A 26,566-nucleotide genomic window follows, 5' to 3' on the forward strand; every position below is an offset into this window, starting at 1 on the left:
GAGTTAAACCTCGGGAGAAGGTCGCGTCAAGAGTCGTTGCGGCGGTATGTTGCACACAAGGCCTAAGGAAGAGGGTGTCCGGTGAGTGTGCGCAGCGGTCGTACGGTGCTTGACCTGCGGCGGGACAACCGCAGCGCCATATTGCAACGGTTGTATTTCGACGGCCCGTTGAGCCGCTTGGCGCTCGGCCCGCTCACGAGCCTGAGCTCGGGTTCCGTCAGCAACGTGGTGGCGGATCTGGTTGCCGAGGGCCTGGTGGAGGAGGCCGGCAGCGTGGACTCCGCCGGCGGCCGGCCGCGCACACTTCTGCGCATCCGCCAGACGAGCGGCTACATGATCGGTGTCGACATCGGCGAGACCCGGGTCCGGATCGAGCTCTTCGACCTGGCCCTCACCGAACTGGCGCGCAGGGAGAAGCCGCTCGCCACCAGCGGGCCGCGGAGGGAGGACCGTTACGACGTCACCGTCGTGATCGCCCACGTCCGTGACGGCATTGCGGAGGTCCTCCGGCAGGCGGGCATCGACGCTGGGCAGTTGCTGGGCGTCGGTGTGGGTGTCCCGGGCATCGTTGCCAGGGCACCGCAGGACGGCGCGACGGTCCACGGGCAGACGATCGGCTGGGACGCCGTGCCGCTGGAACGTCTGTTGCGCGAGTCGGTGGCGCTGCCCCCCTCGGTGCCGTTCTTCATCGACAACGGGGCCAAGACGCTCGGCCAGGCGGAGATGTGGTTCGGCGCCGGACGCGGAGCGAGCAGTGCCGTCGTCGTGCTCTTCGGCTCCGGCGTCGGGGCGTGCGTCGTCAGCGACGACCTGCGTTCCGGCCGGGCCGTCGAGTGGGGCCATCTGACCGTCCGCGTCCGGGGCCGCCGCTGCCGCTGCGGCGCCCTTGGCTGCCTGGAGGCCTACGCGGGAGCGGAAGCGCTGCTGGAGCGCTGGCGCGAGGCAGGCGGCTGTCCACCGGCCGGCGCGGACGAGGAATCCGCGCTGACCGCGGTCCTCGCCGCCGCCTACCCCACCGACCCGGAGGCGGAAGCCGACGCGACCGCGCTCGCCGTCCTGGAGGAGACCGCCGAGTACCTGGGCGCCGGATTCGCCGATCTGATCAATCTCTTCCAGCCTGAGCGGATCCTCGTCGGCGGATGGGCCGGCCTCCAGCTCGGTGCCCGGTTCCTCGACAGCGTCAAGACGTACGCCACGGCCTATGCCCTCTCCTACCCTGCGGCACATGTACGCATCGAACTCGGCACGCTCGGACCGGATGCCGTGACGGTCGGGGCGGCGATCCTGCCGCTCGCCGACTTCTTCGCTCGTGGGGGCCACCGGGCGCCCGTGGAGACCACCGATCCGGCGCCGGCGTGGAAGAGCACACTCCGGCAGCGGGCCGCGCACTGAGCACACCCCGGCACACGATTCTCCCCGCCTGGTGCCACGGGGGCAGCGGGCACACTCAGGGTGCCCCTTCACGCCCACGGCCCCCGTCGGCACCACCTCGTCCGGTCTCGCCTGACGGGCCGGAAAGATCCACACCGCCTGGGAGCGCGAACCGACGATGCCCGGTCGCTTCTGCTGAACGTGCCCGAGTCGATCAACCACCTCAGCGGCACGGCCGGGGCAAGGGGACGCGTGCCCGTCATTCAGCCCCATGCTCCTCCGCGGCACTCACACGGAGGGGAGCCTGCCATTCCATGGCTCCCGCAGAGCGACCCGCCATGAGCCGGAACTCCCCGGGTTCGGTGCTCCATGCCCCTTCCTCGGACGACCAGTGCCGCAATGCCCGCGGGGCCACGACCACTTCGGCCGTCACCGAGTGATCCGGGTCGGCGCGGACCGCCGCGTAACCGGCCAGCCACCGCGCGGGCCGTTCCACACCCGATCCGGGACGGGCCAAGTACACCTGGACGACCTCGCGCCCGCTGCGCTTCCCGGTGTTGCGCAAGGTCACCCGGACAGTGAACGGGGCTCCGGCCTCGATCTGCGCCGGTGCGTCCACGTGCTCGTACTCCCAGGTGGTGTATCCCAGGCCGTGTCCGAACCAGTAGGCGGGCCGCCGCTCTTCGCGGAGCCAGGCTCGGTAGCCGATGTGCAGACCTTCGGTGTAGTCGAGCCGACCGTCCACGGGACGGGTCTGCGTGACGGGCGCGTCGACGAGGGAGGCCGCCCAGGTCGTGGGAAGCCTGCCGCCCGGCTCACTGCGACCGAACAGGACGTCGGCCAGGCCGGCACCGGCTTCCTGGCCGGGAAACCAGGTGAGCAGCAGCGCGCCCACGCCGTCGCGCCAGGGGAGTTCGACGGGTCCCCCGCTGTTGACGACGGCGACGGTCCGGGGGTTGGCCGCGGCGACCGCGCGTACGAGCTCGTCCTGCCGGTACCCGAGTGCCAGGTCCCTGCGGTCGTCACCTTCCCTGCCACTGTGTTCGGCAGTGCCGACGACGACGATCACGGCGTCCGCGTCACGGGCCGCCGCCACGGCCTCTGCCAGCGCGGCCGACGGGTCACGCTCCGGCGGTGCGGCAGCTACGACGATGGCGCGGCCGGTTCCGGGGAGCAGTTCGCGGCGAGCCACGAGGTGGACGGTCCGGCCCTTGACCAGGTGCGTACGGACGGTGTGCAGGGGCGGGGTCACGTGCACGATCGCCGGATCATCGGTCTCGCACGGGTAGGTGTCATCGAGGACGGGGTTCCCGTCGACACCGAGCGTCACCCTGCCGAAGCCGCCGATACCGAAGGTCCACATGCCGGTCGTCCTGGGCCGGAGCAGTGCGCTGATCTCCACGGTGTGCGCGCCGGAAGGCAGATCCGGTTCGAGCTGCCTGCCCGACAAGCGGCGTACCGCGGACAGCTCTCGCCCTTCGGCGTCCAGGCAGCGCAGTAGTACACCCGGTTCATGCGACCGGGGGTCCGTGCACCTGTCGGTGTCCAGCGGCGAGGGCTGCATGACGAGCGAAGGGCCGGGGGCGTAGACCACACGGCCTCGTCCGCGTAGTTGCGCGCGGATGCCGTCGAGGGGTGTGACGACCGCGAAGGGGAAAACGCCGGCGCTGCCGTCTCCCTGCACTCGGGGCGATGCGGCGTGTTCGCCGATCACCGCCACCGTCGACAGGGCGCCGACGTCGAGCGGCAGGACGCCCTCGTTGCGCACCAGTACCGTTCCGGCCGCGACCGCGCGACGCAGCAGCTGCCGGGTCGCGTTGGTTCGCACCGCCGGACGACGGCGGCGCCCTTGGAGGGCGCCGACTCGTTCCGCAAGCCGGAGCACGCAGCGCACCTTGTCGTCGATGGCCGTTTCGGCGACCAGACCGTCGTCGACGGCCTGGACCAGATGCTGCGCCCAGGGGCTGTTCGGTCCTGGCATGGCCAGGTCGAGAGCGGCTCGGGCAGGTCCCTCGGCGGTGCGGACGGCGGCCCAGTCCGAGACGGCGACCCCGTCGAAGTTCCACTCCCCCTTGAGCGGTTCGGCCAGGAGGGGGTGGGCCGTCATCGTGGTGCCGTCGACGCTGTTGTAACCGGCCATGACCAGCCATACTCCGGCGTGGACGGCCGCTTCGAAGGGCGCAAGATAGACCTCGCGCAGGGTGCGGTCATCCATCCGGACGTCGGCGTGAAGCCGGTCGGTTTCGGAGTCATTGGCGACGAACCGTTTGGCTGTGGCGGCGATCCCCTGGTCCTGGATGCCCCTGATCAGCGCGGCACCGGTACGGGCTGTCAGTTCCGGGTCCTCCGAGTAGCACTCGAAGTGCCGGCCGCCCAGTGGTGTGCGATGCAGGTTCAGGTTGGGCGCCAGGACGACGTCGACGCCTTTGCGGATGGCCTCGGACGCGAGCAGACCCCCAAGGTCCCGCAGCAGCTGTTCGTCCCAGGACGCGCCGAGGGCCGAGGCGGAGGGCAGCAGGGCGGAGGTTCTCCGCTCGTCCCATGCTTCGCCCCGCACGCCCGCCGGTCCGTCGGAGAAGACCATCGGCCTGAGCCCTATCGTCTCCTCACCGGCTGTCCGCCATGTCGTGGAGCCGGTGAGCAGGCACACCTTCTGCGCCAGGTTCAGCTTCGCGATCAACCGGTCCAGCATGTCGTCACGCATCGCCACCACTTGCTTCTACCTTGAATTTCGCTCGACGGAACTTGCTGTTCCGGTCCTCTTCCCACCCCGCCCCTCGGCGGGCCGGAGAGGGAAGAGCGGGTACATCGAGGGCCCGGCCGCTCCCCGAAGCGGCCGGGCTGTGTGTCGGGACGGCCGGCCGGGTCAGGGCAGGCGGTACTCCGCGTTCAGTGCGGCGCCGCGCTGCGGCTGGTTCTGGTCGTAGCCGCGCGGGTCGCACTGCAGACCGCCCACGATGCAGTGGTCGACCATGGCCTTGAGGGTGCGCTCCTCCCACGCGTTGAAGAAGTCGTAGTGGAAGGAGTAGCCGCGCCCGCTGGCCAGGCGGACCTGGCTCATGTCGCCGTTGACCGGCCACGCCATCTTGAACTCGATCATCGGCAGGGCGACCGGGTGGGAGGCCGGGCACATGTTGTCGTTGGTGCCGGGCTTGACGACCGTGTACGCCATGTGGCTCTTGTGGTCGGGCGTGTCCAGGTGCAGGCCGTCCCAGCAACTGGGTGCCTGCATGCGCAGGTTGAGCTGTACGTCGGGCCGGCTCGGGCAGCTTGCCGGGATGTCGGTGTTGAAGAAGCTGTCACCGCACTCCCAGCCCTCGACGAAGCCCTTGTGCGCGCGGAACTCCTGGGCGGTCTGCATCGGGTTGCCGACGACGAACCGCAGCCCCTTGGGGAAGGGACGGACACTCCGGTAGTCCGTCACTCCCGCCTTGTAATAGATGACCTGCGGGCCCACCGGCAGGATCTTCTGCTCGCCCTTGTACAGCGAGGGCATCCAGTAGGCGGAGGCATCCGCCGGCGCCTTGCAGGTGGTGCTCCCGCCGTAGAGCGAAGCGGTGGTGCTGGCCGCGTTCGTGGAACGGTTGCCCATGAACGTGTGGTCGTGGGACTTGCCCGCCTGGCCCGGATACACGATCGGGTCGTCCGGGGCGGTGTGCGTGACCTCGCAGTTGGCCTGGAACTCGTGGAAGTAGGCCGGCGGCGGAGTGGCGGTGGACGGGGTGACACCGGTTACCTGTGGCACTGCGGGAATGTAGCCGTCCCCGTCGGCGTCGTCGCCCGACGCCTGGGTCGACGCGGCCATCTGATGCCCGGTGTGGTTGACGGCCGCGGCGACGGCGGGCGGGATGCCGACGGCCGGATCCGTGGCCGAGGCCATGGTGCCGACGCCGAGGACACTGGCGATGAGCGCTGTGCCGACGAGGAGTAGGGAGAGTCGCTTCGGACTCCATCTCATGGGGATCTCCTGCCCATGGGGGGTGGTTTCGCGCGTACGCGGAGACGACGCGCGAGTGGTGAGGTGGAAATGTGCGGTGGTGCCGAGGTGGCGGAGCCCAGCGGCGGGCCCCGCCACCCCCTCACGGGATTCGGCGTCGTCAGCTGTAGACGCCGAACTCGTGGAGGGAATAGCCCCACCCGGTGCCGCGTGCCGTCAGTTGCAGACGGACGTGACGGGCGGTGACGGTCAGGTCGATCGTGTCGATGTCCCCGTTACCCGTGGTGGTGGAGTAGGCGGGGCGCCACGTGGTGCCGTCGTCGGAGACCTGTACCTCGTAGGACTTGGCGTAGGCGGGGTCCCAGACCAGTTGCAGCGTGCGGATGGGCTTGGCCGCGCCGAGGTCCGCCTGGATCCACTGCGGGTCGCTCCAGTCGCTGGCCCAGCGCGTCGTGGCGTTCCCGTCCGTGGCCAGACCCGGGGCACAGGGGCAGTCGCCGTACTGGGCCTGGTAGGAGGAGGCGGAGGTGGGCCGGTTCAGGGCGATGTTGGTGCCGGACACGGGCGGCGCGACGACCTTGACGGACTTGGTCTCGATGCCGGCGTTGCCGTGTCCGTCCTCGGCCTGGATGTAGACCTTCCAGACCCCGAGCTTGTCGGGGGCGGTGACGGCGAAGGTGCCGTCACCGGTGGAGCGCCACTGGGCCTCGACGAGCCGCTTGTCGCCGTTGGCGTAGTTCCCGCTGAGGAAGATCTTGGGCGTGACCTTGTCGCCGTCGGGGTCCCGGATGTCGGCGCGTACCGTGAACTCACGGCCCGCCGGGGCCGCGGAGGCCGGGGTGACGGCCATGTTCGTGATGACGGGCGGAGTGTTGTCGCCCGCGGCGGAGCCCGTGTACGCCTTCTTCACGGCGTAGTAGGACAGGCGCTTCAGCCCGTCGGGCACCAGGTTGAACCAGACACCGCCGAAGTCGTGTTCGAGGCCGTAGTGGAAGAGGGTGGCACCGAGCGCGACACCCTGATGGCCGGTGATACAGCCCCAGGCCTTGGTGTATCCGTCGGCCTTCTGCACGTCGGTGGGCTCGTCCGGGATGCCGTTGGCGTCGTCGGGGACCTCCCACTCGCCGGCGGGCCCGCCCTCGGTGATGATGTAGGGCTTGTTGTAGTTGCCGTCGACCCAGTCCTGGCGCACCTTGCAGAGGTTGCCGTAGGAGTTCATCGAGTACAGGTCGAGGTCGGGGGCATTGCGCTTGTAGTACGGCCACGCACCGGTCCAGGCGTCGGTCGACGTGACGGGGTGGTCCGGGTCGATGGTGTGGATCTTCTTGGCGACGTCGTTGACGAACGAGGTGTAGGCGTTGCGCTGGGCCTCCAGCTCGGTGCCGCCGTAGCAGTTCTGCAGACCGAGGACGGACTCGTTGCCCACGTTCCACATGAGGGTCGCCGGGTGGGACTTGTAGGTGTCGACCCACTTGGCGAATTCGGTGAGCATGTTGTTCTTGTACGTCGTGTCGGTGACGTAGTTGACGCACCCTCCGGCGCCGGGGCCACCGCCGGGCTGCAGCCAGAAACCGTTGATGATCTTGAGCCCCTGGGCGGCAGCGGCGTCGAGGAGCGGCTTCGTCGAGCCGTCGGTGCCCCAGGTGCGGATGGTGTTGGCGCCCATGGACTTGATGTCGGGCAGGTATCTGGGGGCGTCGGCGACGGACGGGCCCCAGGTGAGACCCTTGACCGTGTACGGCTGGCCTCCGACGGTCAACTGCCAGTTGCCCTGGGAGCCGGTCACCTTGACCGCACCACCAGGAGACGGATTGGTTCCGCCGCCGTCACTGCCGTAGACCTGGAACTCCCAAAGGGAGTACCCGTAGCCGTTGGCGCGTGTGACTCCCTGCATGCGGACGTAACGGCCCGAGCCGGAGACGGCGATCTCGTCCGTGCCGCCGTCGCTGCCGGTGACGGCCTTGAGGGTGTGCCAGTCGGTGCCGTTGTCGGATGCCTGGATCTCGTAGTTCTTGCCGTAGGCGGCTTCCCAGGTCAGGACGACGCGGCTCAGGTTCTTGCTCGCCCCGAGGTCGACCTGGAGCCACTCGCCGTCACGGCGGTCGCTCGACCAGCGGGTGCCGCTCAGATTGCCGTCGACGGCGGCTCCCGCAGCGTACGCCTCGCCTTCCTGCGAGGAGGCCGTGGCCGCCTTGCCCTGGGAGAGAAGCGTCTCCGCCGCCTGCGCCTGCGAGGACAGGCCCACAGTGAGCGAGGACGCCAGCAGGGTGCCGAGTACCGCGAGAGACATCCCGGTGCGGCGTCTGGAAGGAGTGAGTACGGACGGTGGTCTGGACACGTGTGCTCCTGGCTGATTCATGACGCCGGGTGCAGACCGGTTGCTGAAGGGACTGCGTCCGGCGTCTGTTGTGAGGGGGAAACACGGTGCTGCGGTGCGGGCCCTTCCGGGCCGGGCCGCGGGGACCAGAAATCCCGGCCCGGAAGGGAATCGGAGGCCTCATCGCCGGACGGCGTGAAGCGGGCGGCGACTTAGGGGTACGAGACGACCGTGGACGGAACCGTGGAGGTGCCGGCGGGCACGGTCGAGGCTCCGGTGTCGTTGATGACGTGCTCGTAGTGGCCGTTGCCGCCGAGTGAGACGGTCAGAAGGCTGTGCAACTTCACTCCCGGCTTGACCGGGGCCTTGAAGCCGTGGTCCTGGCGGATGTTCGGGTCGACGTTGTAGTTGCAGTAGCTGCCGAGCCCCCACGCCTCATGGGTGTTCACCGAGTCATCGACGCGGTAGGCGGCGTAGCCCTTGGTGGTGCCGTTCTGGATGGCCGCCTGGTTCGGGGCGTCGTACGCCTTCTCGTTCTGGTAGAAGACCGTCCGGCCACGCTCGCCGTACCACTCGACGTCGTACTTGTTGAAGTGTTCGACGAACAGACCGGTGGCGAGCACGTCGTCGCCGTTCACGCGGACGCCGTAGTCGGCGCGGTTGGTCTCCCAGCCGACGCCGTCTCCGTGGTCCGCGCGCCAGACCCAGGTGTGGTCGATGATCGCGTCGTCGCTGTTGACGACCACGCTGGTGGTGGCCTTGCCTGCGCCTGCGCCGCCGACGCGGATGTACACGTCCTGCACGGTCGTCGGGTTGGCGGCGTGGTCGGTCGAGGAGTTCTGCGGGCCGAGCTCCAGCAGCGTCGGGGAGTTGACCGGACCGGCGTCGATCAGGAAGCCTGCCAGCCTCACTCCGTCGACATCGGCCACCTTCATCGCCGTCACACCGTTGTCCGGGATGATCGTGGCGAGACCCAGGCCGAGGACGATGGTGTTCGCCCTGTTGATGTTGATCGTCTGGTCGACGTGGTAGACGCCCGGGGTGAACAGCAGGTTCAGGCCCTGGGCCAGTGCCTGGTTGATCGTGGCGGCCGTCGTGCCCGCCTTGACCACGAAGAACTTGCTCAGCGGGATCGACTCACCCTGCGGGGTGCCGTTCGCCCACGTCGTGCCCCGGGCGTTGGTCCGCTTGGCGGGCGCGAACACCTTGTACTCGCTGCCGTCCAGGTAGAGGTAGGGCTTCTCGCGCGAGACCGGAGTGGTGTCGAGCGTGGTGTAGCGGGGCTCGGGGAAACCGGTGGCGGGAGCACCCTCGACACCGGAGAAGGTCTGGTTCCAGACGGAGTTGGACCAGCCGCCGATCGAGCTGTCGCGGGTGTACCACTGCTGCTGCGAATAGTTGCCGACCTGGCCGTCGACCTTGGAGTCGGCGATGTAGCCGCCGCTGGCCCAGCCGTAGCCGGCGGGCGCGAGGCTGAGGTCGCCCTTGACGTGCATACGCCGGAAGGAGGACGCCTGGGAGACGGCCCAGCGGTCGGTCCCGCTGACCGGGTTGACGGTCAGGCCCTCCACGCCGCGCCAGAAGTTCTGGGTGGCGTTGCCGTTGAACCAGCCGGCGTCGACGGTCACATCACCGTTGATGGTCGTGTCGCCGGGCTTGAGCCCCAGCCCCGCGATCTGGGTGTAGAAGCCGACCTGCGCGTTGAGATTGTTGTACGTCCCCGGCTTGAACAGGAACGCGTGGCGGCCGGATCCGAACTGTGCCGACTCCTGCTGCTTGAACACCTCGTCCAGTCGGCCCTGGATGTCCGGGGTCGACGGATCGATGATGTGGACGTTGGGCCCCAGGTCTCCGCCGCCTGGGAGGGCCGGTCCCCCGCTGTCGCCGCCGTACACCTGGAACTCCCAGAGGGAGTAGCCGTATCCGGTCGCTCGCGTCACACCTTGCATGCGTACGTACCGGGCCGTTCCGGAGACGGCGACGGTCTCGGTTCCGCCCGCTCCGGTCGTGGTCGAGTAGGCGGTCGACCACGTGGTGCCGTCCGTCGACAGTTCGATCCGGTAGGACTTGGCGTATGCCGCCTCCCACCTCAGCACGACCTGGCTGAGCGCGACCTGGCTGCCCAGGTCCACCTGCAGCCACTGCGCGTCGGAGGCGGCGCTCGACCAACGCGTCCCGAGATCCCCGTCGACCGCGCCGGTGGCCGCCGTCCCGTAGTGCTCCTGGCTGGACGCCGTGACCGTCTTGCCCTGAGACAGGAGCGTGGGGGCGGCCTGCGCCGATGTCGCCGGCACAACCGAGAGAAGGGTGGCGGCCAGCGCGGTGACAACAGCACCCGTGAGACCACGCCGCACCCGCACGCGGGCGGGTGGTGGAGCAGTCGCGGGCATACCGAATAGGGACATAGGGAGTCTCCTTGAAAGTGCGAAGCGCGAGGGAGAGCGCTCTCCCGTACGATGCCGCCCCAGCCGTGCGGGGTCAATAACCCTGACGGGACTTTCCTTCCGCCTTGAGTTAACCCTTGGTTTTCATTACGGGCGGCCGCCCGTGCTCCGGCCACGCCGCGCGGCAGAGGTGTCGTAGCGGAACATGCCGATGGCGTGACGCCCGCGCGGCGGCCGAACTGACAACGGATCAGGGGGTGCGAGGAACCTGGCAGTTCACCGGTTGCCGCTCGGCGAACATCGCCTACTCGGGTCGGACTCGGACAGGTCGGTGCCGGAAAGCCGCCACCTCCGCCGCGAACACGCAACCGGGCTACCGGACCGCTGGGCTACGGGGCTACGGGGCTACGGGGCTACGGGGCTAGGGTCTGCTTGAAAGTGGATCTTGGCCTGAGACGATCATCGGGTGGGACGAGGAGATCTGACTGAGAGGCAATGAGCTCCTCTGGAGCCGCTGTTGCCGACTGCGCGGAAGCGCTGCCGGCCGGCGGAGTGGACACGACGCGATCAGATCAACGCGATCCGGTGGCGTACGCGGACAGGCGCGCCATGGCGTCACATACCCGAGCGGTACGGGCCGTGGGAGTCCGCGTACAGCCTGTTCCGGCGCTGGCAGCGCGACGGCTCCTGGGCGCGTGTACTGGAGCAGTTGCAGGCCCACGCGGACGCGGCAGGGCTGATCACGTGGGACGTGACTGTCGACTCCACAGTCTGCCGCGCGCACCAGCATGCGGCCGGGGCCCGGAAAGAGGGGATCTGCAGCGCGAACCGCCCGGCGGCCTCGCCACCGAACGGGACGACCACGCGCTCGGACGATCCCGCGGTGGGCTGACGACGGAGATTCACCTGGCGGTCGAGCAGGACCAGCGTCCGCTCGTCCTGCTGATCACCGCCGGACAACGTGGCGACTCACTCCAATTCACGAACCTCCTCGATGCGATCCGCGTCCCGAAAATCGGTCCGGGAAGGCCGCGCAGCCGCCCGGGGCGGGTACGCGGCGACAAGGCCTACTCCTCCCCGCTGCTGCGACGGCGCGGTATCGCTTGCACCATCCCCGAGCCTGCCGACCAGATCCGTAACCGCAAACTGCGCGGCTCGGCCGGCGGACGTCCGCCGACCTTCGACCGCAAGGGCTACAAGGCCCGGCACGCCGTCGAATGCGGCATCAACCGCTTGAAGAGGAACCGCGCCGTTGCGACCCGGTGCGACAAGCTTGCTGTCCGCTACCAGGCCGCTGTAACCATCGCTGCCATCGGCGAATGGCTCTGACCAGGATCACCTGGCGACAATGCCCCTGACCCGAGAGACACCGACGTCTACTCCACTTGGCGACTCGCTCGCAGTATTTCCTCCACAATCCGCTTTGCGTCAGGTCGAAGGGACGCGAGCAGAGCTTCAGGGCACCCGCCGTCCCGGGCCAGAATCCGACCCAAGGACTCCGCTGCCGAGTCAAGCACAAGCTCGTCCTCGACCGGCGAACTGGCCACCTCAACCAGCGCCTTCACCACGTGCTCACCCGAGTACGCCTCAAGGTCCATCGCGGCATCATCGCGCTCGTCGATACGAGCAGCCCTGTCCAGCAGAACCGAAATCAACCCCTCCGGCTGTGGCACAACCACGCTTCCCTCCTCGCGGAATGCTGCCACCAGCATCCACACATCAGACGCCTTGGTCGAACGAGACCCCGACGGTAGGCGCAGGCGCAAAGAGGACCGGCCGCGTACAAGGTGATCGATGCTCTCATAGGCGTGCCCCGTGACACTTCGGATGCTGGCGGGTGGACTCCCGATAGATTCGCTCCCGGGGACGGACTGCCGTTTCCATCGTCGCCCCCGGCAATGGGACACGACTTTCAAACACGCCCTAGCCGCCGGCGGCGAGCAACGTCAGACATGGTGAGCAGCCCGTGCAAGAACGTGCCGAGTGGGTCGGGCACGGCCCTTGCTCCTCCCCTCGGGCTCGAAGTCGCTGCAGGCGGCGATTCGCATAACGGCCGTGCCGACCTCCGCCGGAGTCAGCACCCCGGCCATGATGCAAGGCGGTCAGCACGGTGATCCGCCTCCCTGTACCGGAGGCCAGGCACGCTCGCCGCCCCCGCCGAGCCGGTCTGCCGCCCGGTCCCCCGCAGGTCGCTCCGGCGACACGAATGCACTTTGGGGGGATTAGGCTGACCGCGACGCCGGAACAGACCGGACTGGGGCTGCAAGACGGCGTTGTCCAGACGCTCCGGCCGTGATGAAGGACGATGGAAGTCCCCCGCGCCGGACACGCCGCGCGCGATCGTGTAGGACACTCGAAGTCCCGACCTGGAGGACGAGCATGAGCGCCCAGCCCGAGACCCCGCGAGACCGCCGGATCCCTGGCATTCCGCACACGATCAATGCCATCGCAGACGCCCTCGACGGTACTGACAGCGCCCGTTTCAAATCGGAAGTACTTGCCGCGGAGGAAGCAGCCGTACCCGGGGTGATGCGCCGCTGGTGGAAGACAGCCATGATCAGCCGTGCCCCTGGTGCCGCACGCAGTCGAATGAACGCGGAGAGTGGGCAGTCCTTGCTTTCCGTGGACGATCTCATCGCCCGCATCGACGCCGCATGAGCTGGAGCGTCTGGACCGAGGAGATCCCTGCGCAGACCGTCCTGGACATGCCTGCGGACCTACGGGGGAAAACAGGAAACTTCCTGAGGGCACTGGCGATCGAGGTGGGAGGTGCGCTCGATCTCGGGCGGCGCCCGCCAGGCGACCCGATGGACGACATCGGTGTGCGGTACTCCCTCGAAGTACCCGAAGAGCCTGTCATCGTGGAGTACATGATCATGCGAGACGCGAAAGAGATCCGCGTTCCCGTCCTCGTCTGGTTCTTCTAACTGATCGTTCAAAAATGGGTTGAGCCCAAGGTCCTGCGCCTGGTGATCTTGGTCGGCAGTCTGTGCGGGTGCGTGCTGATCTTGTTCAGACCGCCTTCGGGCGCGTCTGGCTTCGCGACCGGACCTGCTTGACCTGGACGACTGCGCCATCAACACTTCACATGCCCGGGCCCTCAAGGGGGATCACGTCGGCCCCTCGCCTGCAGACTGCTCCGCATCCGCTACGAGCGACGCGCAGACCGTCATCATCGGGGCCTCCTCGAATTGGCCTGCAGCGTGATCTGCCTGCGAAGACTCCAGCACAATCGCCGCTCGCCGGGTCAGTAGCGAAGGCGTGCCTCGGACCCGTCGATACGCATCGTGCAGTTCCTGAAGACCTGCAGCAAAGCTTGCTCGCCGCCGACCGGAGCCAGCGTGAGCTCCAGGTCCCGCAACGGCTTCACCACCGCGACGGTGCGAGAGCCATCCGGGTCCGGGCCCCGGAGGGCCGCCCATGCTTCGAACAAGGCCCTCACGCTCTCCCAGCCCGGCCCCGGAGTGAAGCGGGCCAAAAGGAACGGCTGGTCAGATCCGTACTCGCTGAGCTCACCGATCAACACGTTCCCCTGCAAGAGCTGCCACTGCGTCACGCCTCGCCCCCGCTCTCAGCCACCAGGTCGCAGTCACATCCTCGCAGTACACAACTGTCTGGCCAAGGACGTCATTCTGAAACGATCAGCAGATCGACTCCCAGAGCGGAGAGCGGCGGGATCTCAGGGCTCGCAGCAGTTGCTGTGAGCTGGGGCCGGCTGAGGGGGTCTACACGCAACGGGCAGTGGCGAGCCCTCGTCCGTGCTGTGTTCGGCTGGGTGGGAGGGCGGCTCTCTCAGTGGAGAGAGTTCAGCAAGTCGCGCTAATTGGACACCTATTGATCTGTTTCATCCCTTCAAATCGGTTGGCATTCCGGTGCGGAATATCGGAGGTTCAGCCCTGACTCCCCGATGCGCCACAGGGCTGGAGAGATGGCAAGCAGATGACTTTCAGAGACAAGGACCCGAAGCCGGGGCGCGGGAGACGCCCGGCGGCGCTTGCCGCGGTGACGGCCCTGCCCGCGGCTCCGCCGGCAGGGCCGGGCGCGACCGGGACCGTGCAAGCGGCAGCGGTGGACGCGGGCTCGTGGTATGAGCTGATCAACCACGGCAGCGGCAAGGCGCTGGAGATATCCGGCGCAAGTATCGCTGAGGGAACCGCCGTTCGGCAGTGGACCCGCACCGGCGGTGCCCATCAGCGGTTCCAGTTCGTCGACTCGGGCGACGGCTACTACCGGCTGAAGGCCCAGCACTCGGGCAAGGTGCTCGACGTCCACGGCTGGTCCGGCGCCGACCACGCGAACATCGTGCAGTGGGGCGATACCAACGGCTCGAACCAGCAGTTCCGACTGGAGGACTCGGCGGACGGTTACGTCCGTCTGATCAACCGCAACAGCGGCAAGGCCGTCGAGGTCCGGAACGCTGCCACCACGGACGGCGCCGAGGTCGTGCAGTTCACCGACTGGGGCGGCGCCAACCAGCAGTGGCAACTGGTGCCCGTGCAGAGCGTCTCGGAGCAGGTGCACACCGCAGGGCGGGTCAAGGACCTCGGCAAGACGGTGCAGTTCAGCTGGCCCGGGGTGTACTTCGAGGGCCGCTTCCGCGGGACCGGCCTCGGGGTGCTGATCGACTGCGCAGCCGCCGACTACGACGTCCAGGTCGACGGGGCCACCGTCGCTACCCTGGTCACACCCGGCGACAGCACGCACTGGATCAACGGCCTGCGGGACGGCGAGCACACGGTCCGGGTCGTCAAACGCAACGACAGCCCGGGGAGCATCAGCACGTTCGGAGGCTTCGTCGCCGCGCCCGGCGGCGCCGTACTGAGCAAGCCGGCGCCCCGGGACCGCCAGATCGAGTTCATCGGGGATTCCCTCACGGTGGGCTACGGCAACGTCTCGGGCACCCGCGAATGCAATCCGGCGCAGCTCAAGCGGAACACCAACGCCGACGTGAGCCATGGGGCCCTCACCGCCCGGCAGCTGAACGCCGACTACCAGATCAACGGCCTCTCCGGCCTCGGCATGGTGCGCAACGTCGCCGGCATCTGCCCGGAGCTCACGTACCGGACCTACTACGACCGCGCCCTGCTGAACGTGGACGGCGACGTCTGGGAGAACCCGGCGACGTGGCGCCCCCAGATCGTGGTGGTCAACCTCGGCTCCAACGACTTCTCCGACCTCACCCCGGGTGAAACTTGGACGCCCGACAGCCTCGCGGCCGCCTACCGCACCGCCTACGAGGAGTTCCTCCGGGAACTGCGGACGCGCTACGGTGCCGACACCACCCTCGTGGCAGTTGGCTTCGACAGGAACGCCGAGCAGGTGCGGCAGGTGGTCGAGGCGCGCAACGACGCCGGCGACGGCGGGGTCCACTACTGGTTCCTCGATCAGTCCGGCCTGGACTTCCTCGGATGTGACGGGCACACCTCGGCTCACGACGACCGGGTGATCGCCGACCGGCTTGCCCCGTTCCTCAGCAGCCTGCCGACAGGGTGGTGAGGGATATTCATCACGCGTGAACCGGGCCAGGGACTGCCGCCCCCAGCCGTCCGGCTTGCTGGAAGGCGATCGCGCATGTGCACCACACAGCTGGAGTGCTGGCCCATGTGTCCGACCAGGACCTCACCCAGCTGCTGGTGCGGTGGACGGAGTCCTTCGCCAGGTCGCGGGCCTGCTGGAGGACGCCTGGAACCCGCATCCGCTGGAATGCGACACGATGATCGTGCGCCGGCAACGACTCGTCGACGTAAAACCAGGCCGCGCAGGCACGGAACACGGCCCGGGCCCACTGTTCGCGCTGCTGACCGAGCCGGGGCAGGACGAGATCCTGAATCGGATTTGCCCAGGCAAGGTGCCCCGCCTGACGGCAGCCGACGTGGCGTACTGGCACCGCAAGAGCGGCGGCGGGCTGCACCCGGACACCTACGTCTGGGCAGCCAGAACACAACGCCACCCGGTCGCACCCCTCGTCCACGAGTGGCGCAACGTCAAAAGAGGGTGGTCTCGTCGCGCCCCGAGAGGCAGGATCGCTCCTGTGATGCGTCATCCCCACGAGGATCCCGATCTGCTGGCCCTGGTTCGGCGCTTTGTCACGCCCGAGCGGCGCTACATGAAGCTCAGCGGCAACTTGCTGCGCATCCAGGGGCCTGAGTACGACCGATTGCTGCGACGGCTGAGCGAGGACGCAGGAGTCATCACCGCAAGCGAGATCGCCACCCTCCTTGCGGGCGGGTGGCGCGAGCGGAGAACTGCGGCGTGGCTCGTGGCTGTCTCCCGCCGGACCGAGTTCCGTGAGCGCCTCGGGGAACTCCTGCTGGCCAGCGAGGTCTGCTGTGCCGGCCCGGCCTACTGCGTAGCCCTGGCCAGTTTCGGAACGCCGCGCGACGCTGATCTGCTGGTTGCCTACCTCGACCACTACCTTCGCCGCCCCGACCTTGCATACGATCAGCCCGTGGGCATGGGCGCTCTCTTGTTCGTCGACCTGAACCTCAAAGGCGAACGAGCTGCCCGGTTCCTGGCACCCGGCGCCCTGTGGCAACAGTGGCTCCAGGGTGCACCTCACATGCAGGACACCACGGACCCCGCCTCCTACTTGAGCCTCATTCGCCGGCTTTGTGCCTTCGTCGAAGAGTGTGTCAACCCGAGTCGACCCGCGGTGGACGCCAAGGGCGACGAGTCGTCGTTGATACAGCGCCGAAACTGCTGAACTGGGTCGTCGTCCTCCAGGACCGGCCCGGCTTCCAGCAGCGTTCGGCCCAGATGGAGGCGACCAGAACCGGGCTGCTCTGTACGACGTCGCCGGCGCGCTGGGCATGTGGACGATTCCGAGCGCCTCGGCGCCTAGGTCGGCGTGCCGGGAGTGTCCGGAGCTGATTCTGCGCAGAGTAACCGCTGTTGGACGAAGTGGGCACGGCTCGCGCCCCTCCGCCGGTAGCGAAGCAGCATGATCACTGAGCCCTCAGTCACGGCCGGCCGGGGGATGCCGTCGGCGGCGACCACGAAGCGGGAGGGACGGCGGCGTTGCGGTGCTCTGGTCCCGGTACTTGTCCAGCGGATAGTGTGATCGCCGGGGCAAAGCGGCTGACTCGGTTGACGGCCACCGGTGTTGAATGCCGGCGCCGGGGGGAGAGCTCATGGCTGGTTGGTGGCGAAGAGAGTCCGCGCGGGAGAAGAACGTGCCGGAGGCGGACACGCCGGAGTTCTTGGCCGGGTCGGCACACGGGACGCTGCCTGCGCATATTGACGGACCCGGCGGGCGGCGGGCGGTGACGCTCGCCGTGCACGACGACGGGGTGGTGCTGACCGACGGCGATGAGCGCCGCACCTATGGGTGGTCGGAGGTCGCCCATGTGTGGCGCGCCAACGACATGGACGGCGAAGCAGCCGACGGTTCGATGATCACGAAGTGGCTGCACGAACTGCTGCTGGAGTTCACCGACGGCACGGTCGTGAACTCACTCCTGGCCGACCCGCCCGTCGTCACGCCGGAGGCCGCCTTCCGCACCGGCCGGTTGTCATCCTCGCCGCCCTCTGTCATCGCGCCGGTGATGCAACGCGTCAACGCACCGGTGACCGAACTGCATCTCGCCAGGGCGAAGGCGGCACTCGCGGCCGGCGGCCAGGTGGAGTTCGGCCCACTGACCGCCACGGCGGACGGGCTGCACCATGACGGCAGGAAGATCCCCTGGCACACCATCACCTCATGCCGCTACGCCTTCGTCATCTTCCACGAGGACGAGGACGAACTGGGCGCGATGCTCCGCATGGAGTACGAGGTCGACGGCGGCGCGAACGGGTTCCCGTTCGCCTGGCTGCGGATACCGGCGCTCGACGTCCCCGACCTGGATGTCCTGGTACGACTCGCCGACGAGAACCGCACCTGAGCAGCAGCGGCCTCCGCCGCGCACAACTCCCACCGGCTCACCCGTCCTCCCGGCACACCCCCGGCTCGTGCCGGTCGTAACCGCACAGGGTTGTCCGAAGGTCGCACACCTCATCCGGTGCGATGGATTCGAGGTGGCGCACGCCGTGAGGTGATGCACCCACCCGCATGGCGGCCTGGACAACCATCCGACGAAGGGGGTGCGGCCCCGGTCCTCGTCGCCCCGAAGGCGGAGATCGAGCGCCGCTGGGGCATCATCGATCTGATCGACATCCTCAAGGAGGCCGAGTTCGCCACCGGTTTCACCGGCGAGTTCACGTCGGTCGCCAGCGGGAGGCGGTCCCGAAGGCGGTACTGCGGCGCCGGCTACTGCTGGTGCTGTTCGCGCTGGGGACGAACATGGGCATCAAGCGGGTCGCGCTCACCGGCAAGCATGGCGAGAGCGAGGCCTTCCTGCTCCGGGTCGGGCACCTGTTCGTCAACCGGACCACCCTGCGCTCGGCGCTGGGACGGCTGGTCAACGCCACCTTCGCCGCCCGCGATCAGGCGTGGTGGGGCGAGGGCACCGCCTGCGCGAGCGATGCGAAGAAGTTCGGTTCCTGCTCAAGCAATTTCATGACCGGGTGGCACCAGCGGTACCGCGGACCCGGAGTGATGATCTACTGGCGCGTCGAGAAGAAATCGCTGTGCGTCTACAGCCGGCTCAAGTCCTGCTCGGCCTCCGAGGTCGCCGCGATGATCGAGGGCGTGCTGCGGCACTGCACGGACGTGGAGGATCGACCGGCAGTACACCGGCGAGGACAAAGGGCGGAAGCGGCTCACCGACGCCGACCGGTGTGCAACGTCCCCGCTGGTCTGGCCTCACGTGAACCCATACGGCCGGTTCGAGCTCGACATGAACTACCGGCTCGACCTGGCCCTCGGGGCGTCAGTGCCCGGCCCACGCGCCGCGCCGTATGCGGAGGCCGGGAAGCCAGCAGCAGACGGTACGGCCGAATCGGCACCATGAGGGCGAAGGACGAGACCCACGAACTCCTCACCGGGAGCGAGGTGAACCCCTGTCCGAAGGACCCGATGCCCTCACACTCCTGCTCGGGTTGTCGGCAGCAGGAAGCTGCGGCGTTCGTCGTCGGTGAGCCGGCGGAAGACCCGGGACCGGGCGAGTCTGAGCAGGCTGTCCATATCGGTGGCGGGTTCCCAGATTCTCACGCTGCGGTCTCGGGAGACAGTGGCCAGGTATGAGCCGTCCGGATGCCATGCCAGACCATTGACCTGGTCGTCGTGGACCCCGATGACGGTCAGCTCTCGGCCGTCGTCGGGGTCCCAGAGCCGTACGGTGCGGTCCCAGGACACGGTGGCCAGGTGTCGCCCGTCAGGTGACCAGGCGACGCCTTGAACGCGTTCCTGGTGCCCGGTCATGGTCACGAGCTCGTCACCGCTGAAGGGGTCCCAGAGGCGAACGGTGCGATCCCGGGAGCCGCTGGCGAGACGACGGCCATCAGGTGACCAGGCGACGCGCCACGCGTAGTCCGTGTGCCCGTGCAGGGTCGTCACGGCCGTTCCCCGGCGGATGTCCCAGACACAGAGCGCCTTGTCGGTCGACGAGGTGGCGAGGTAGCGGCTGTCGGGAGACCATGCGGCCCCACCTATCCAGTACCTGGCCCCGCGGAGCACGGTGAGTTCGGTGCCGTCCGAGACATTCCAGATACGGGTGGTGCTGTCGCGCGATGACGTGGCGATCCGGGTGCCGTCAGGGGACCAGGAGACCGTCGTGAGTTCCTCGCCGTGGCCGCGCAGTACGGCGAGCTGCGTCCGGCCGCGTACGTCCCAGATCCGGGCAGCGGCGCCGCTGGAGACGGTGACCAGCCGCTCGCCATCGGGGGACCACGCCAGGTCGGACACGGCACCTTCGTGTCTCAGCGTGGCCACCGCAGAGTTCTGTGCGACGTCCCAGATCACGGCCGTGCCGTCCTGGGACGCGGTGGCGAGGCGGGTGCCGTCGGGCGACCAGGAGACGTTCTGGACCGAGTCATCGTGGCCGAGCAGGGTGCCGGTCCGGCTGCCGCGCCGAGTGGCGTCCCATAGGGCCACGGTCCGATCGCGGGAGACGGTGGCGATACGTCGGCCGTGCCAGGCGATGCCGTGGACGCTGTCGGTGTGGCCGATCAGCAGGGATTCCTCATTTGTGTCTGTGTCCCAGACGCGAACGGTGCAGTCGTCGTCTCCGACGGCGATGTGGCGGCCGTCAGGGGACCACGTCACGCAGTTCAGCGGTGTCAGCGAGGTGAGCTTCCGGGCCTGCGGCTCGTTCCCCTCTTCCTCTGCTTCGGCGATGTTCCAGACCAGCGCCGTGCGGTCCTCCGACACCGAGGCGAGACGGCAGCCGTCGGGAGACCAGGCAACGGCCGAGACACTGGCCCGGTGCCCGGTCAGCTCGGTGGTACGCCCGCCTGATGTCAGGGACCAGACGCGCACCGTGCCGTCGTCCGACGCGCTGGCAAGTTGCCGTCGGCCGGGTGACCAGGCCAGGTCCCACACCGGCAGCTCGTGGCCGGTCAGCACGGTCAGTTCGGCATGCGTCTCCGCGTCCCAGATCCGTACGGTACGGTCGCTGCTCGCCGTGGCGATCCGGTCGCCGTCCGGTGACCACGCGAGAGCCCCCACGCTGTCGCCATGACCGGTGAGTACGCCCGTTTCGGCCCAGGTCTCGGCGTCCCAGATGGTGACGCTGCGGTCCCGCGAGCCGCCGGCCAGCCACTTCCCGTCCGGTGACCAGGCCACGGCATACACCCTGTCGCCGTGGCGGCGGGTGAGGACCACGGGGTCCCCGGCCTCCCGGGCGTCCCAGATCCGGACCGTGCCGTCGTCCGACGCGGTCGCCAGTCGCGACCCGTCGGGAGACCAGGCAACAGCGTTGACGTCCTGTTCGTGACCGCGGAAGACTGCACGCCGCCGGGAGGCACCCAGAGCGGTGTGCAGCGCCTGTTGGGCCGCCGAGGTGGGCGCGCACTCCTCGATGGCGGCGAGCGCCGCAAGGATCGCCAGCTCCGGGTCACGTTCGGCGCTTTCCAGAGCCCGGTGGGCGACCGCGTCGGCGACACGTTCCATGGAGGCTCTGTCCTGGCGGATGGAGCGTTCCAGAAAGGCGGCGACGAGCGGGACGCCGGTGAGGGCTTCGGACGCCTCGCCCGACCATTCGCGTGCGACAGCCAGCCGTTCGCCACTCAGCAGATAGGCGTCCTGCCGGCCCGAGCGTTCCCAGTCCTGTGCCCACCTTTCCAGCTCCGTACGGCGCCGCAGCTTGTCCGTACTGGCAGCGACAGCTTGACGCAGCGGAGCCCACTGCCGGAAGAGCGCCTCATGGGCGACGTCCAGCACGGCATTGTCGCTGGTGAGCAGGCGTCCGGTGACGAACGCATCGGTCACGGTGCGCTCTTCGGGCGTGAGGTCGTCGCGGTGCACGCGGCGGCGGGTCGGTTCGCCGTGCTCCATGGTCACGAATTTCAGCAGTGTGGAGAGCACAGGCGTGTCCGCGTCGGCCGTACGCAAGTCGGCGGTGATCCGGTCCGCGTGGTCGGACAGTGCCCCGGCGACCCCGCCCAGGCGACGGTAGTCGTCCTCCGTCACCGTCCCACCGGAGCCGACCCTCAGGAAGAGTTCCTGAAGGGTGTACGCCAACAACGGCAGTGCGTCCCCGCCTCCGGTGTCGTCCACCATCCGTGCCACGACCCCGGGAGCGAAGCTCAGGCCCGCCTGTTCCGCGGGTCTCTCGATCACCTCGAACAGCTCTGTGCGGCCGAGCACGCCAACCAGCGTCGGCTGGTGAATCAGCCCGGCGTGTCCGGTCCCCAGGAAGTCGGTCAGGAAATCCGATCGCAAGGTGGCCGCCACCCACAGATGCGGGTCCGCCGCAAGCGACTCGTCGATCAGCGAGAGAAACGCGCGCCGGTCCTGGGCTCCGGTCAACGTGAGGAGTTCCTCAAGCTGGTCGACGACCAGGAGCACCGGCGCGGCATGTCCGCCCTGCGCCGTGCGCAGCCGGTCCAGGCACCGCCGTACGCCCGCAGACCCCTGGACCAGTTCCGCCCGGATATGATCGACGGTCGTATCGGGCAGCAGCGCCGCAAGACTCGATGCGAAGCTCACCAGCGGATCAGCGCCCGGTGCGAACGCCGGCGCGATCACCCACCGGCCGCGCCGCCGCCCCAGGGCGGGCAGCAGCCCCGCCCGCACCAGCGAGGACTTGCCACTCCCCGAGGGACCGATCACCGCGACAAACCGGTGCGCACGGGCCGGGGCGGACGGATTGAGCCTGCCGACGAGATCCCTGATCTCCCGGTCACGGCCGAAGAACACGCCGCCATCGTCCTCGGTGAATGCCTCCAGCCCGGGGTACGGCGGCTGCGAGGAGTTCCACGTACGCGTGATCGCGACGGGCCGCTCCAGGAAGTGCAGCCAGACCTGTCCCGCGACGAGAAGCAGGAGCACGACCGCTACCAATGGCACCGACCATTCCCGTAACAGGCGCAGTGGCCACGGGACATGATCCGTCTGACTGGTGGCGTAGTTGGCCGCCATGCCCAACAGCGCCCCGAGCAGCATGAGCAAGACGTCCACGACAAGCTTTACCGGACGACGGTCCACACATCCCCCATCAGAATCAGAGTCCGCTATCGCCCCACGTGCTCCAGCCAACCCTATGCATGACTGTTCGGCTCGACCGGCTCCGCCCGGCGGCAGCACACCCACACCTGCACTATCGCCAACTAGCTTTCAAATTCGCCGACTGAGGCACTCAGCCACAACGGATCTCACAAACGATCCTTTGCGCGAGAAAGATCAATCACGAGCCACCAGACCCCCGACGACCCCGGATTCGCTCTCAGAACCCGTTCTTACTCAAAAGCGGGTCGCACCCCTTCTGAGACTTGCATTGCGCGAAAGGCTCGACACCGCGGCCCGCAAGGGCAAGCACGGCGGCCGGCCCCCGGTCCTCACCGGGCACCCCGTCGAGTCAGGCATAGATGTGGGGCTACGTGGCCAAAGTGGTCGCCCGTGCTTACAGATACCTGCGGATGGGCACGACAGCTGTCTCACGGGCACGCTGCATGAACGAGCGCCTCTTCCAGCGGCCCTCCCGGATTGGCTCGCTCACGGCTACGTCCTGATCGAAGTGCTCGTCCAGCGTTGCAGTGAACTCCGGATTCAGAACCGCGAGCATGACCTCTTCGTCGTGGTCGAGAGAGCGCCGGTTGAAGTTCGTTGACCCAATCAGGGCGGCGACGTGGTCAACGGTCATGACCTTGGCGTGCATCATCGTGGGCTGGTACTGGAAGATCTTCACCCCGCAGGCAGTGAGATCCTCGTAGTAGCGCTGGCCGGCCAACTGACAGACCCTCTTGTCGGTGTGCGGGCCCGGCAGCAGGATCTCCACCTTCACACCGCGCCGTGCGGCGGCACAGAGCAACTCGATGAAGTGGGCGTCAGGTGCGAAGTAAGCGGTGGCCAGCCGGAATCGTTCCTCTGCCGATTCAACCATGACGCGGATCAGGGTCTGCATGTCCTGCCAGCCGAAGCTGGCTGAGCCACGCACCACCTGCACGATCGAATTCCCCTCCTGGCGGTGTTCGATGAAGCGGTCGCGATCGTCGAAGAGTTCGTCGTGGCACTCGGCCCAGTTCTGGGCGAACGCGGCTGCGAGGCCGTCCACCGCCGGGCCTCGAACCTGGACGTGTGTGTCGCGCCACTCGTTCTCGTTGCGCGCATCCCCGCACCATTCCTCGGCGATGCCGACACCGCCGGTGAAGGCCACCGCCTCGTCCACGACGAGAACCTTGCGGTGACAGCGGTGGTTCTGCTTCAGCGGCGAGACGTAGAGGGGTTTACGGAACCACGCCACCTGCACGCCGGCCGCATCCATCATTGCCAGCTGGTCCTTCTCGATCAGTCGGCTGCCGAAGCCGTCCAGCAACAGCCGCACCCGCACCCCTTCACGAGCGCGCGCCGAGAGCGCCTGAGCGAACTGGCGGGCGATATCACCCTTCCAGTAGACGAACGTCATCATGTCCACCGTGTGCTCGGCGGTGCGGATGCCGTCCAGCATGGCCGCGAAGATCTCATCCCCGTTGCGCAACGGAACCACGGTATTACCCTCCGTCGCCGCTATGCCGATCAGCCGCTCCAAGCGACGGCGTATTCGAGCGATACGCGCCTCCGCCGAGGGTCTGGTCTGCACATCAGACAGGTCATCCGTCAGTTCTGGGGAGTCCTGCGTACTGGTCATGATCTCACCTGGCCGGCACAAGGATCGGGTATGGAAGCGGCACCGGGCCCGGTCCGGCGCGGATCGGCGCAGCGGACCGACTTTACCCACCGGCACCCTGACCGCCTACGCCCGGCTCGACGCTTGCCCCGGCAGACGCTTGCCCCGGCGTGGGCGGTGCAGGCGCATGGACGCCGCGCGGGCGGTTTGCCCCCGCGGCCGGCAGGTGTGGATGAGGCCCGGGCATGATCAAGGGCCGCGGTGAAGGCGCCGCCTCGTCCTTCCTGCAGATCGACCTGGCTGCGGGACCCGGGAACGCGCTGACGGGCGCGGCAAACTACGGAGTCGCCTCAGTTCCGCAATGATCGCGTCTCCCGCGTCGGCCAGGGACTGAGCCGGGTGAGGATCCGCTGCCAGGTGCCGTTCCGCTGTCATCGAGGAACAGCTCGTAGGCCAGGTTCCACGGTCCGTACTCGACAGGGGCGTCCCGCCATGGAGCATCGTTCCGGACCCGGAACCGTATGCCGTCGATCTACTGCTGTCGATGCCGACGGAGGGCCGACCCTCCCCGGCCCCCTTGGGCAGCAACGGCTCCAGTGCCGCCCGCTGCATGTCCGTGGGATCTCCCCGACCCATGCAGCGTGATCATTCCGCGTTCAAGATCCACTTTTCACACGCGGCCTGGCGCCGTGCCTTCGAGGCCGTCATGGCTCGCATCCGAGTCCCGCGCGGCGGCCTGGGCAGGCCACGAACCCGACCCGAGGTCGTCCTGGCGGGCCGGGCCTACTCGTCCCGGGCAATCCGCCGGCACCTTCCCCGCCGAGGCATCCGGGCCGTCATTCCGCAGCCCTCTGATCAGGTCGGCCACCGCCGCCGGCGAGGCCGGTCGGGCGGTCGTCCACCCAGCTTCGACGCGCAGGCGCAATACCGTCGAGCGGTGCCTCAACCACCTCAAGCAGTGGCGCGGCCTGGCCATGCGAACAGACAAACTCGCCATCGCCTACGAGGGCGCACTCCACCTCGCATCCACCTTGATCTGGACGCGCCTTGGGGAGGGCTGAGGACGGCTGCTCGCCAGGAACCTGACTCAGGCCCCGGACGAGGCGCCTACTGCCCTCACCCGGCAGTCCGAGCACCTCCCGGATCCCTTCGCAACGAACAGATGCCGATAGACCGTCACCTGGCGCCGAGGGATGCCACAGAGCGTCGCCTCATCCGCCAGTGCGTGCTCCAGGACAGAGCCGTCTGTTTCCAGGCATGCCGTGAAGCTCGTCGGAGCGAGTCGAAACGCGAATCTGAAGGACCGGAGGCGGTGACCGAGCTGCGGCATGCCACCACCCTCGCACGTGGCCCGATCAACGTGAAGTCAAAGAGACAGGCCTAAGTGCGGCGGTGAGCAGGACTATCGAGACGACGGCGGTGCGATTCCTCATGATTCCCCCAGGGTTTTGTGATGAGAGTGAGGCAATCATGCGACGAGCGGGGAGCCGGAGGGTCTCGGCAACTGTGCCCAGCACAGTCAGTCCAGCGTTGGGCGCAGCGGGCCCATGCCAGGCGTCCTGCGCTGGAACCACCCGACGGCGCACTCGCCGCCACCGTCGACCCGCGCCCGTGCCAGGGCCTCGGTGTGCCAGGCAATGGCCCTCGCCCCGCAGATCCCACGGGCTACAGGGGCGGCACGGTGTCACACCGTCCTCCTCAGGGGGCAGGATGACGCCATGGCACAGCTGATCTTGCCCCCCTCGGAATCCTGGCGCCTGATCGACGCCTGGCTGGCGGCGCACGTGGCCTCCGACTTCGCGCTCCTCAATCCACCAGTGACACCGGACGAGATACGCCGTGCGGAGCAGGTGATCGGCGCCAGAGTTCCCGGCGATCTCGTCGAGTCTCTGCAATGTCACAATGGCGTGAGCGCCTGGGCAACCATCCTGCCGGAGCAGTCCCCGCTTACCTTGAACGGCATCGTGGAGCGTTGGCAGACCTGCATGGACGTCGCGGCAGAGAACGACGGTCTGACCCGGCGCCCCTGGGAGGACGAGCCTTGGTGGCACCCGCTCTGGATCCCTTGGGCTGAGAGCGCCGACGGCGCGGCACAGATCATCGACCAACGTCCCGGCACTGAAACGGGACGCCTCGGCTGGGCGGGGCACAGCGGTGGCGGCGACTTCACCGACCCCTGGCCTGACCTGGCGAGCCTTCTCCACGCAGTCGCGCGAGCCCTTCATCAAGGCGAAGCTGTCCGCGGGCTGCACCCCTACCTCACCGCGCAAGGCGGGATGTGGTGGGACGAGGAGGGCTGCCGCGAGCTGAACGGTCACCCATGTCGGCGTACACGTGAACGCACATAGCCGCGTACGGATGAACGTGCAGAGTTCTTGATGTGCTGAGTGCCGGCCCCCGGCACGCTGCTGCCTGT

Annotated in this window: 16 protein-coding genes and 2 pseudogenes; 10 read left to right on the forward strand and 8 right to left on the reverse strand. The window is 68.2% G+C overall.

The features are described 5' to 3' along the window. Window positions 1-81: 81 nt before the first annotated feature. A complete protein-coding gene (locus ABZ434_RS22645; protein WP_359139668.1) occupies window positions 82-1,392 on the forward strand; it encodes an ROK family protein in 1,311 nt (436 codons plus the stop codon). A 238-nt stretch (window positions 1,393-1,630) separates the two neighbouring features. Here the strand turns inward: ABZ434_RS22645 and ABZ434_RS22650 are convergent, their stop codons facing one another. The 4 genes from ABZ434_RS22650 to ABZ434_RS22665 form a co-directional block, all read right to left on the reverse strand. Further along, window positions 1,631-4,075 carry a glycoside hydrolase family 3 C-terminal domain-containing protein gene (locus ABZ434_RS22650; RefSeq protein WP_359139721.1) on the reverse strand — a complete coding sequence of 815 codons (2,445 nt, stop codon included), beginning with the start codon at window positions 4,073-4,075 and terminating at the stop codon, window positions 1,631-1,633. Window positions 4,076-4,237: 162 nt separating this feature from the next. Then, complete coding sequence (locus ABZ434_RS22655) at window positions 4,238-5,329, reverse strand: DUF1996 domain-containing protein (protein WP_359139671.1); 1,092 nt, start codon at window positions 5,327-5,329, stop codon at window positions 4,238-4,240. A 139-nt stretch (window positions 5,330-5,468) separates the two neighbouring features. Beyond that, complete coding sequence (locus tag ABZ434_RS22660; protein ID WP_359139724.1) at window positions 5,469-7,598, reverse strand: discoidin domain-containing protein; 2,130 nt, start codon at window positions 7,596-7,598, stop codon at window positions 5,469-5,471. A gap of 239 nt (window positions 7,599-7,837) precedes the next feature. Then, window positions 7,838-10,030 (reverse strand): discoidin domain-containing protein, encoded by a 2,193-nt coding sequence (locus ABZ434_RS22665; protein WP_359139673.1) that lies wholly within the window; start codon window positions 10,028-10,030, stop codon window positions 7,838-7,840. 484 nt (window positions 10,031-10,514) lie between these two features. On the opposite strand from ABZ434_RS22665, the gene ABZ434_RS22670 reads away from it, so the two are divergent. Next, a protein-coding gene (locus ABZ434_RS22670; protein ID WP_359139728.1) for an IS5 family transposase occupies window positions 10,515-11,338 on the forward strand; the annotation gives its coding sequence in 2 pieces (ribosomal slippage) (window positions 10,515-10,820 and window positions 10,823-11,338; 822 coding nt in all). A gap of 47 nt (window positions 11,339-11,385) precedes the next feature. Here the strand turns inward: ABZ434_RS22670 and ABZ434_RS22675 are convergent. After that, window positions 11,386-11,721, reverse strand: a complete 336-nt coding sequence (locus ABZ434_RS22675; protein WP_359139676.1) for a hypothetical protein — start codon at window positions 11,719-11,721, stop codon at window positions 11,386-11,388. 667 nt (window positions 11,722-12,388) lie between these two features. On the opposite strand from ABZ434_RS22675, the gene ABZ434_RS22680 reads away from it, so the two are divergent. Next, on the forward strand, window positions 12,389-12,667 hold the full coding sequence (locus ABZ434_RS22680; protein ID WP_359139678.1) for a hypothetical protein: 279 nt from the start codon (window positions 12,389-12,391) through the stop codon (window positions 12,665-12,667). Further along, a complete protein-coding gene (locus tag ABZ434_RS22685) occupies window positions 12,664-12,936 on the forward strand; it encodes a hypothetical protein (RefSeq protein ID WP_359139680.1) in 273 nt (90 codons plus the stop codon). Before ABZ434_RS22680 ends, ABZ434_RS22685 begins: the two co-directional genes overlap by 4 nt. 320 nt (window positions 12,937-13,256) lie before the next feature. Here the strand turns inward: ABZ434_RS22685 and ABZ434_RS22690 are convergent, their stop codons facing one another. Further along, window positions 13,257-13,565, reverse strand: a complete 309-nt coding sequence (locus ABZ434_RS22690) for a hypothetical protein (RefSeq protein WP_359139683.1) — start codon at window positions 13,563-13,565, stop codon at window positions 13,257-13,259. Between the two features lie 383 nt (window positions 13,566-13,948). Here ABZ434_RS22690 and ABZ434_RS22695 point away from each other — a divergent pair, with 383 nt between their 5' ends. The 4 genes and pseudogenes from ABZ434_RS22695 to ABZ434_RS22710 all read left to right on the forward strand — a co-directional run. After that, window positions 13,949-15,505: an RICIN domain-containing protein gene (locus tag ABZ434_RS22695; RefSeq protein ID WP_359139686.1), complete on the forward strand. Its 1,557-nt coding sequence runs from the start codon at window positions 13,949-13,951 to the stop codon at window positions 15,503-15,505. A 538-nt stretch (window positions 15,506-16,043) separates the two neighbouring features. Beyond that, a complete protein-coding gene (locus ABZ434_RS22700; protein WP_359139731.1) occupies window positions 16,044-16,712 on the forward strand; it encodes a DUF6000 family protein in 669 nt (222 codons plus the stop codon). Window positions 16,713-17,139: 427 nt separating this feature from the next. After that, the gene (locus ABZ434_RS22705; RefSeq protein WP_359139689.1) at window positions 17,140-17,889 is read left to right on the forward strand and encodes a hypothetical protein; all 750 of its coding nucleotides are present in this window, start codon (window positions 17,140-17,142) and stop codon (window positions 17,887-17,889) included. A 167-nt stretch (window positions 17,890-18,056) separates the two neighbouring features. Then, a pseudogene (locus ABZ434_RS22710) lies at window positions 18,057-18,602 on the forward strand (Tn3 family transposase); the annotation flags it as partial. A gap of 366 nt (window positions 18,603-18,968) precedes the next feature. On the opposite strand, the gene ABZ434_RS22715 reads toward ABZ434_RS22710, so the two are convergent. Further along, a complete protein-coding gene (locus tag ABZ434_RS22715; RefSeq protein WP_359139692.1) occupies window positions 18,969-22,505 on the reverse strand; it encodes an AAA family ATPase in 3,537 nt (1,178 codons plus the stop codon). Between the two features lie 442 nt (window positions 22,506-22,947). Next, on the reverse strand, window positions 22,948-24,171 hold the full coding sequence (locus ABZ434_RS22720) for a phospholipase D-like domain-containing protein (RefSeq protein ID WP_359139695.1): 1,224 nt from the start codon (window positions 24,169-24,171) through the stop codon (window positions 22,948-22,950). 670 nt (window positions 24,172-24,841) lie between these two features. Here ABZ434_RS22720 and ABZ434_RS22725 point away from each other — a divergent pair. Continuing rightward, a pseudogene (locus ABZ434_RS22725) lies at window positions 24,842-25,236 on the forward strand (transposase); the annotation flags it as partial. 632 nt (window positions 25,237-25,868) lie between these two features. Then, on the forward strand, window positions 25,869-26,498 hold the full coding sequence (locus ABZ434_RS22730) for an SMI1/KNR4 family protein (RefSeq protein ID WP_359139698.1): 630 nt from the start codon (window positions 25,869-25,871) through the stop codon (window positions 26,496-26,498). The last annotated feature ends 68 nt before the right edge of the window (window positions 26,499-26,566 follow it).

This window comes from Streptomyces sp. NPDC005761 (assembly GCF_040630635.1).
In the GTDB taxonomy this organism is placed as follows: domain Bacteria; phylum Actinomycetota; class Actinomycetes; order Streptomycetales; family Streptomycetaceae; genus Streptomyces.

Bases quoted from the DNA above. Each gene is read 5' to 3' on its own strand.
- ABZ434_RS22650 (WP_359139721.1), bottom strand. From the start codon at position 4,075: ATGCGTGACGACATGCTGGACCGGTTGATCGCGAAGCTGAACCTGGCG.
- ABZ434_RS22655 (WP_359139671.1), bottom strand. From the start codon at position 5,329: ATGAGATGGAGTCCGAAGCGACTCTCCCTACTCCTCGTCGGCACAGCG.
- ABZ434_RS22660 (WP_359139724.1), bottom strand. From the start codon at position 7,598: ATGTCTCTCGCGGTACTCGGCACCCTGCTGGCGTCCTCGCTCACTGTG.
- ABZ434_RS22665 (WP_359139673.1), bottom strand. From the start codon at position 10,030: ATGTCCCTATTCGGTATGCCCGCGACTGCTCCACCACCCGCCCGCGTG.
- ABZ434_RS22675 (WP_359139676.1), bottom strand. From the start codon at position 11,721: ATGCTGGTGGCAGCATTCCGCGAGGAGGGAAGCGTGGTTGTGCCACAG.
- ABZ434_RS22680 (WP_359139678.1), top strand. From the start codon at position 12,389: ATGAGCGCCCAGCCCGAGACCCCGCGAGACCGCCGGATCCCTGGCATT.
- ABZ434_RS22685 (WP_359139680.1), top strand. From the start codon at position 12,664: ATGAGCTGGAGCGTCTGGACCGAGGAGATCCCTGCGCAGACCGTCCTG.
- ABZ434_RS22695 (WP_359139686.1), top strand. From the start codon at position 13,949: ATGACTTTCAGAGACAAGGACCCGAAGCCGGGGCGCGGGAGACGCCCG.
- ABZ434_RS22700 (WP_359139731.1), top strand. From the start codon at position 16,044: ATGCGTCATCCCCACGAGGATCCCGATCTGCTGGCCCTGGTTCGGCGC.
- ABZ434_RS22705 (WP_359139689.1), top strand. From the start codon at position 17,140: ATGGCTGGTTGGTGGCGAAGAGAGTCCGCGCGGGAGAAGAACGTGCCG.
- ABZ434_RS22720 (WP_359139695.1), bottom strand. From the start codon at position 24,171: ATGACCAGTACGCAGGACTCCCCAGAACTGACGGATGACCTGTCTGAT.
- ABZ434_RS22730 (WP_359139698.1), top strand. From the start codon at position 25,869: ATGGCACAGCTGATCTTGCCCCCCTCGGAATCCTGGCGCCTGATCGAC.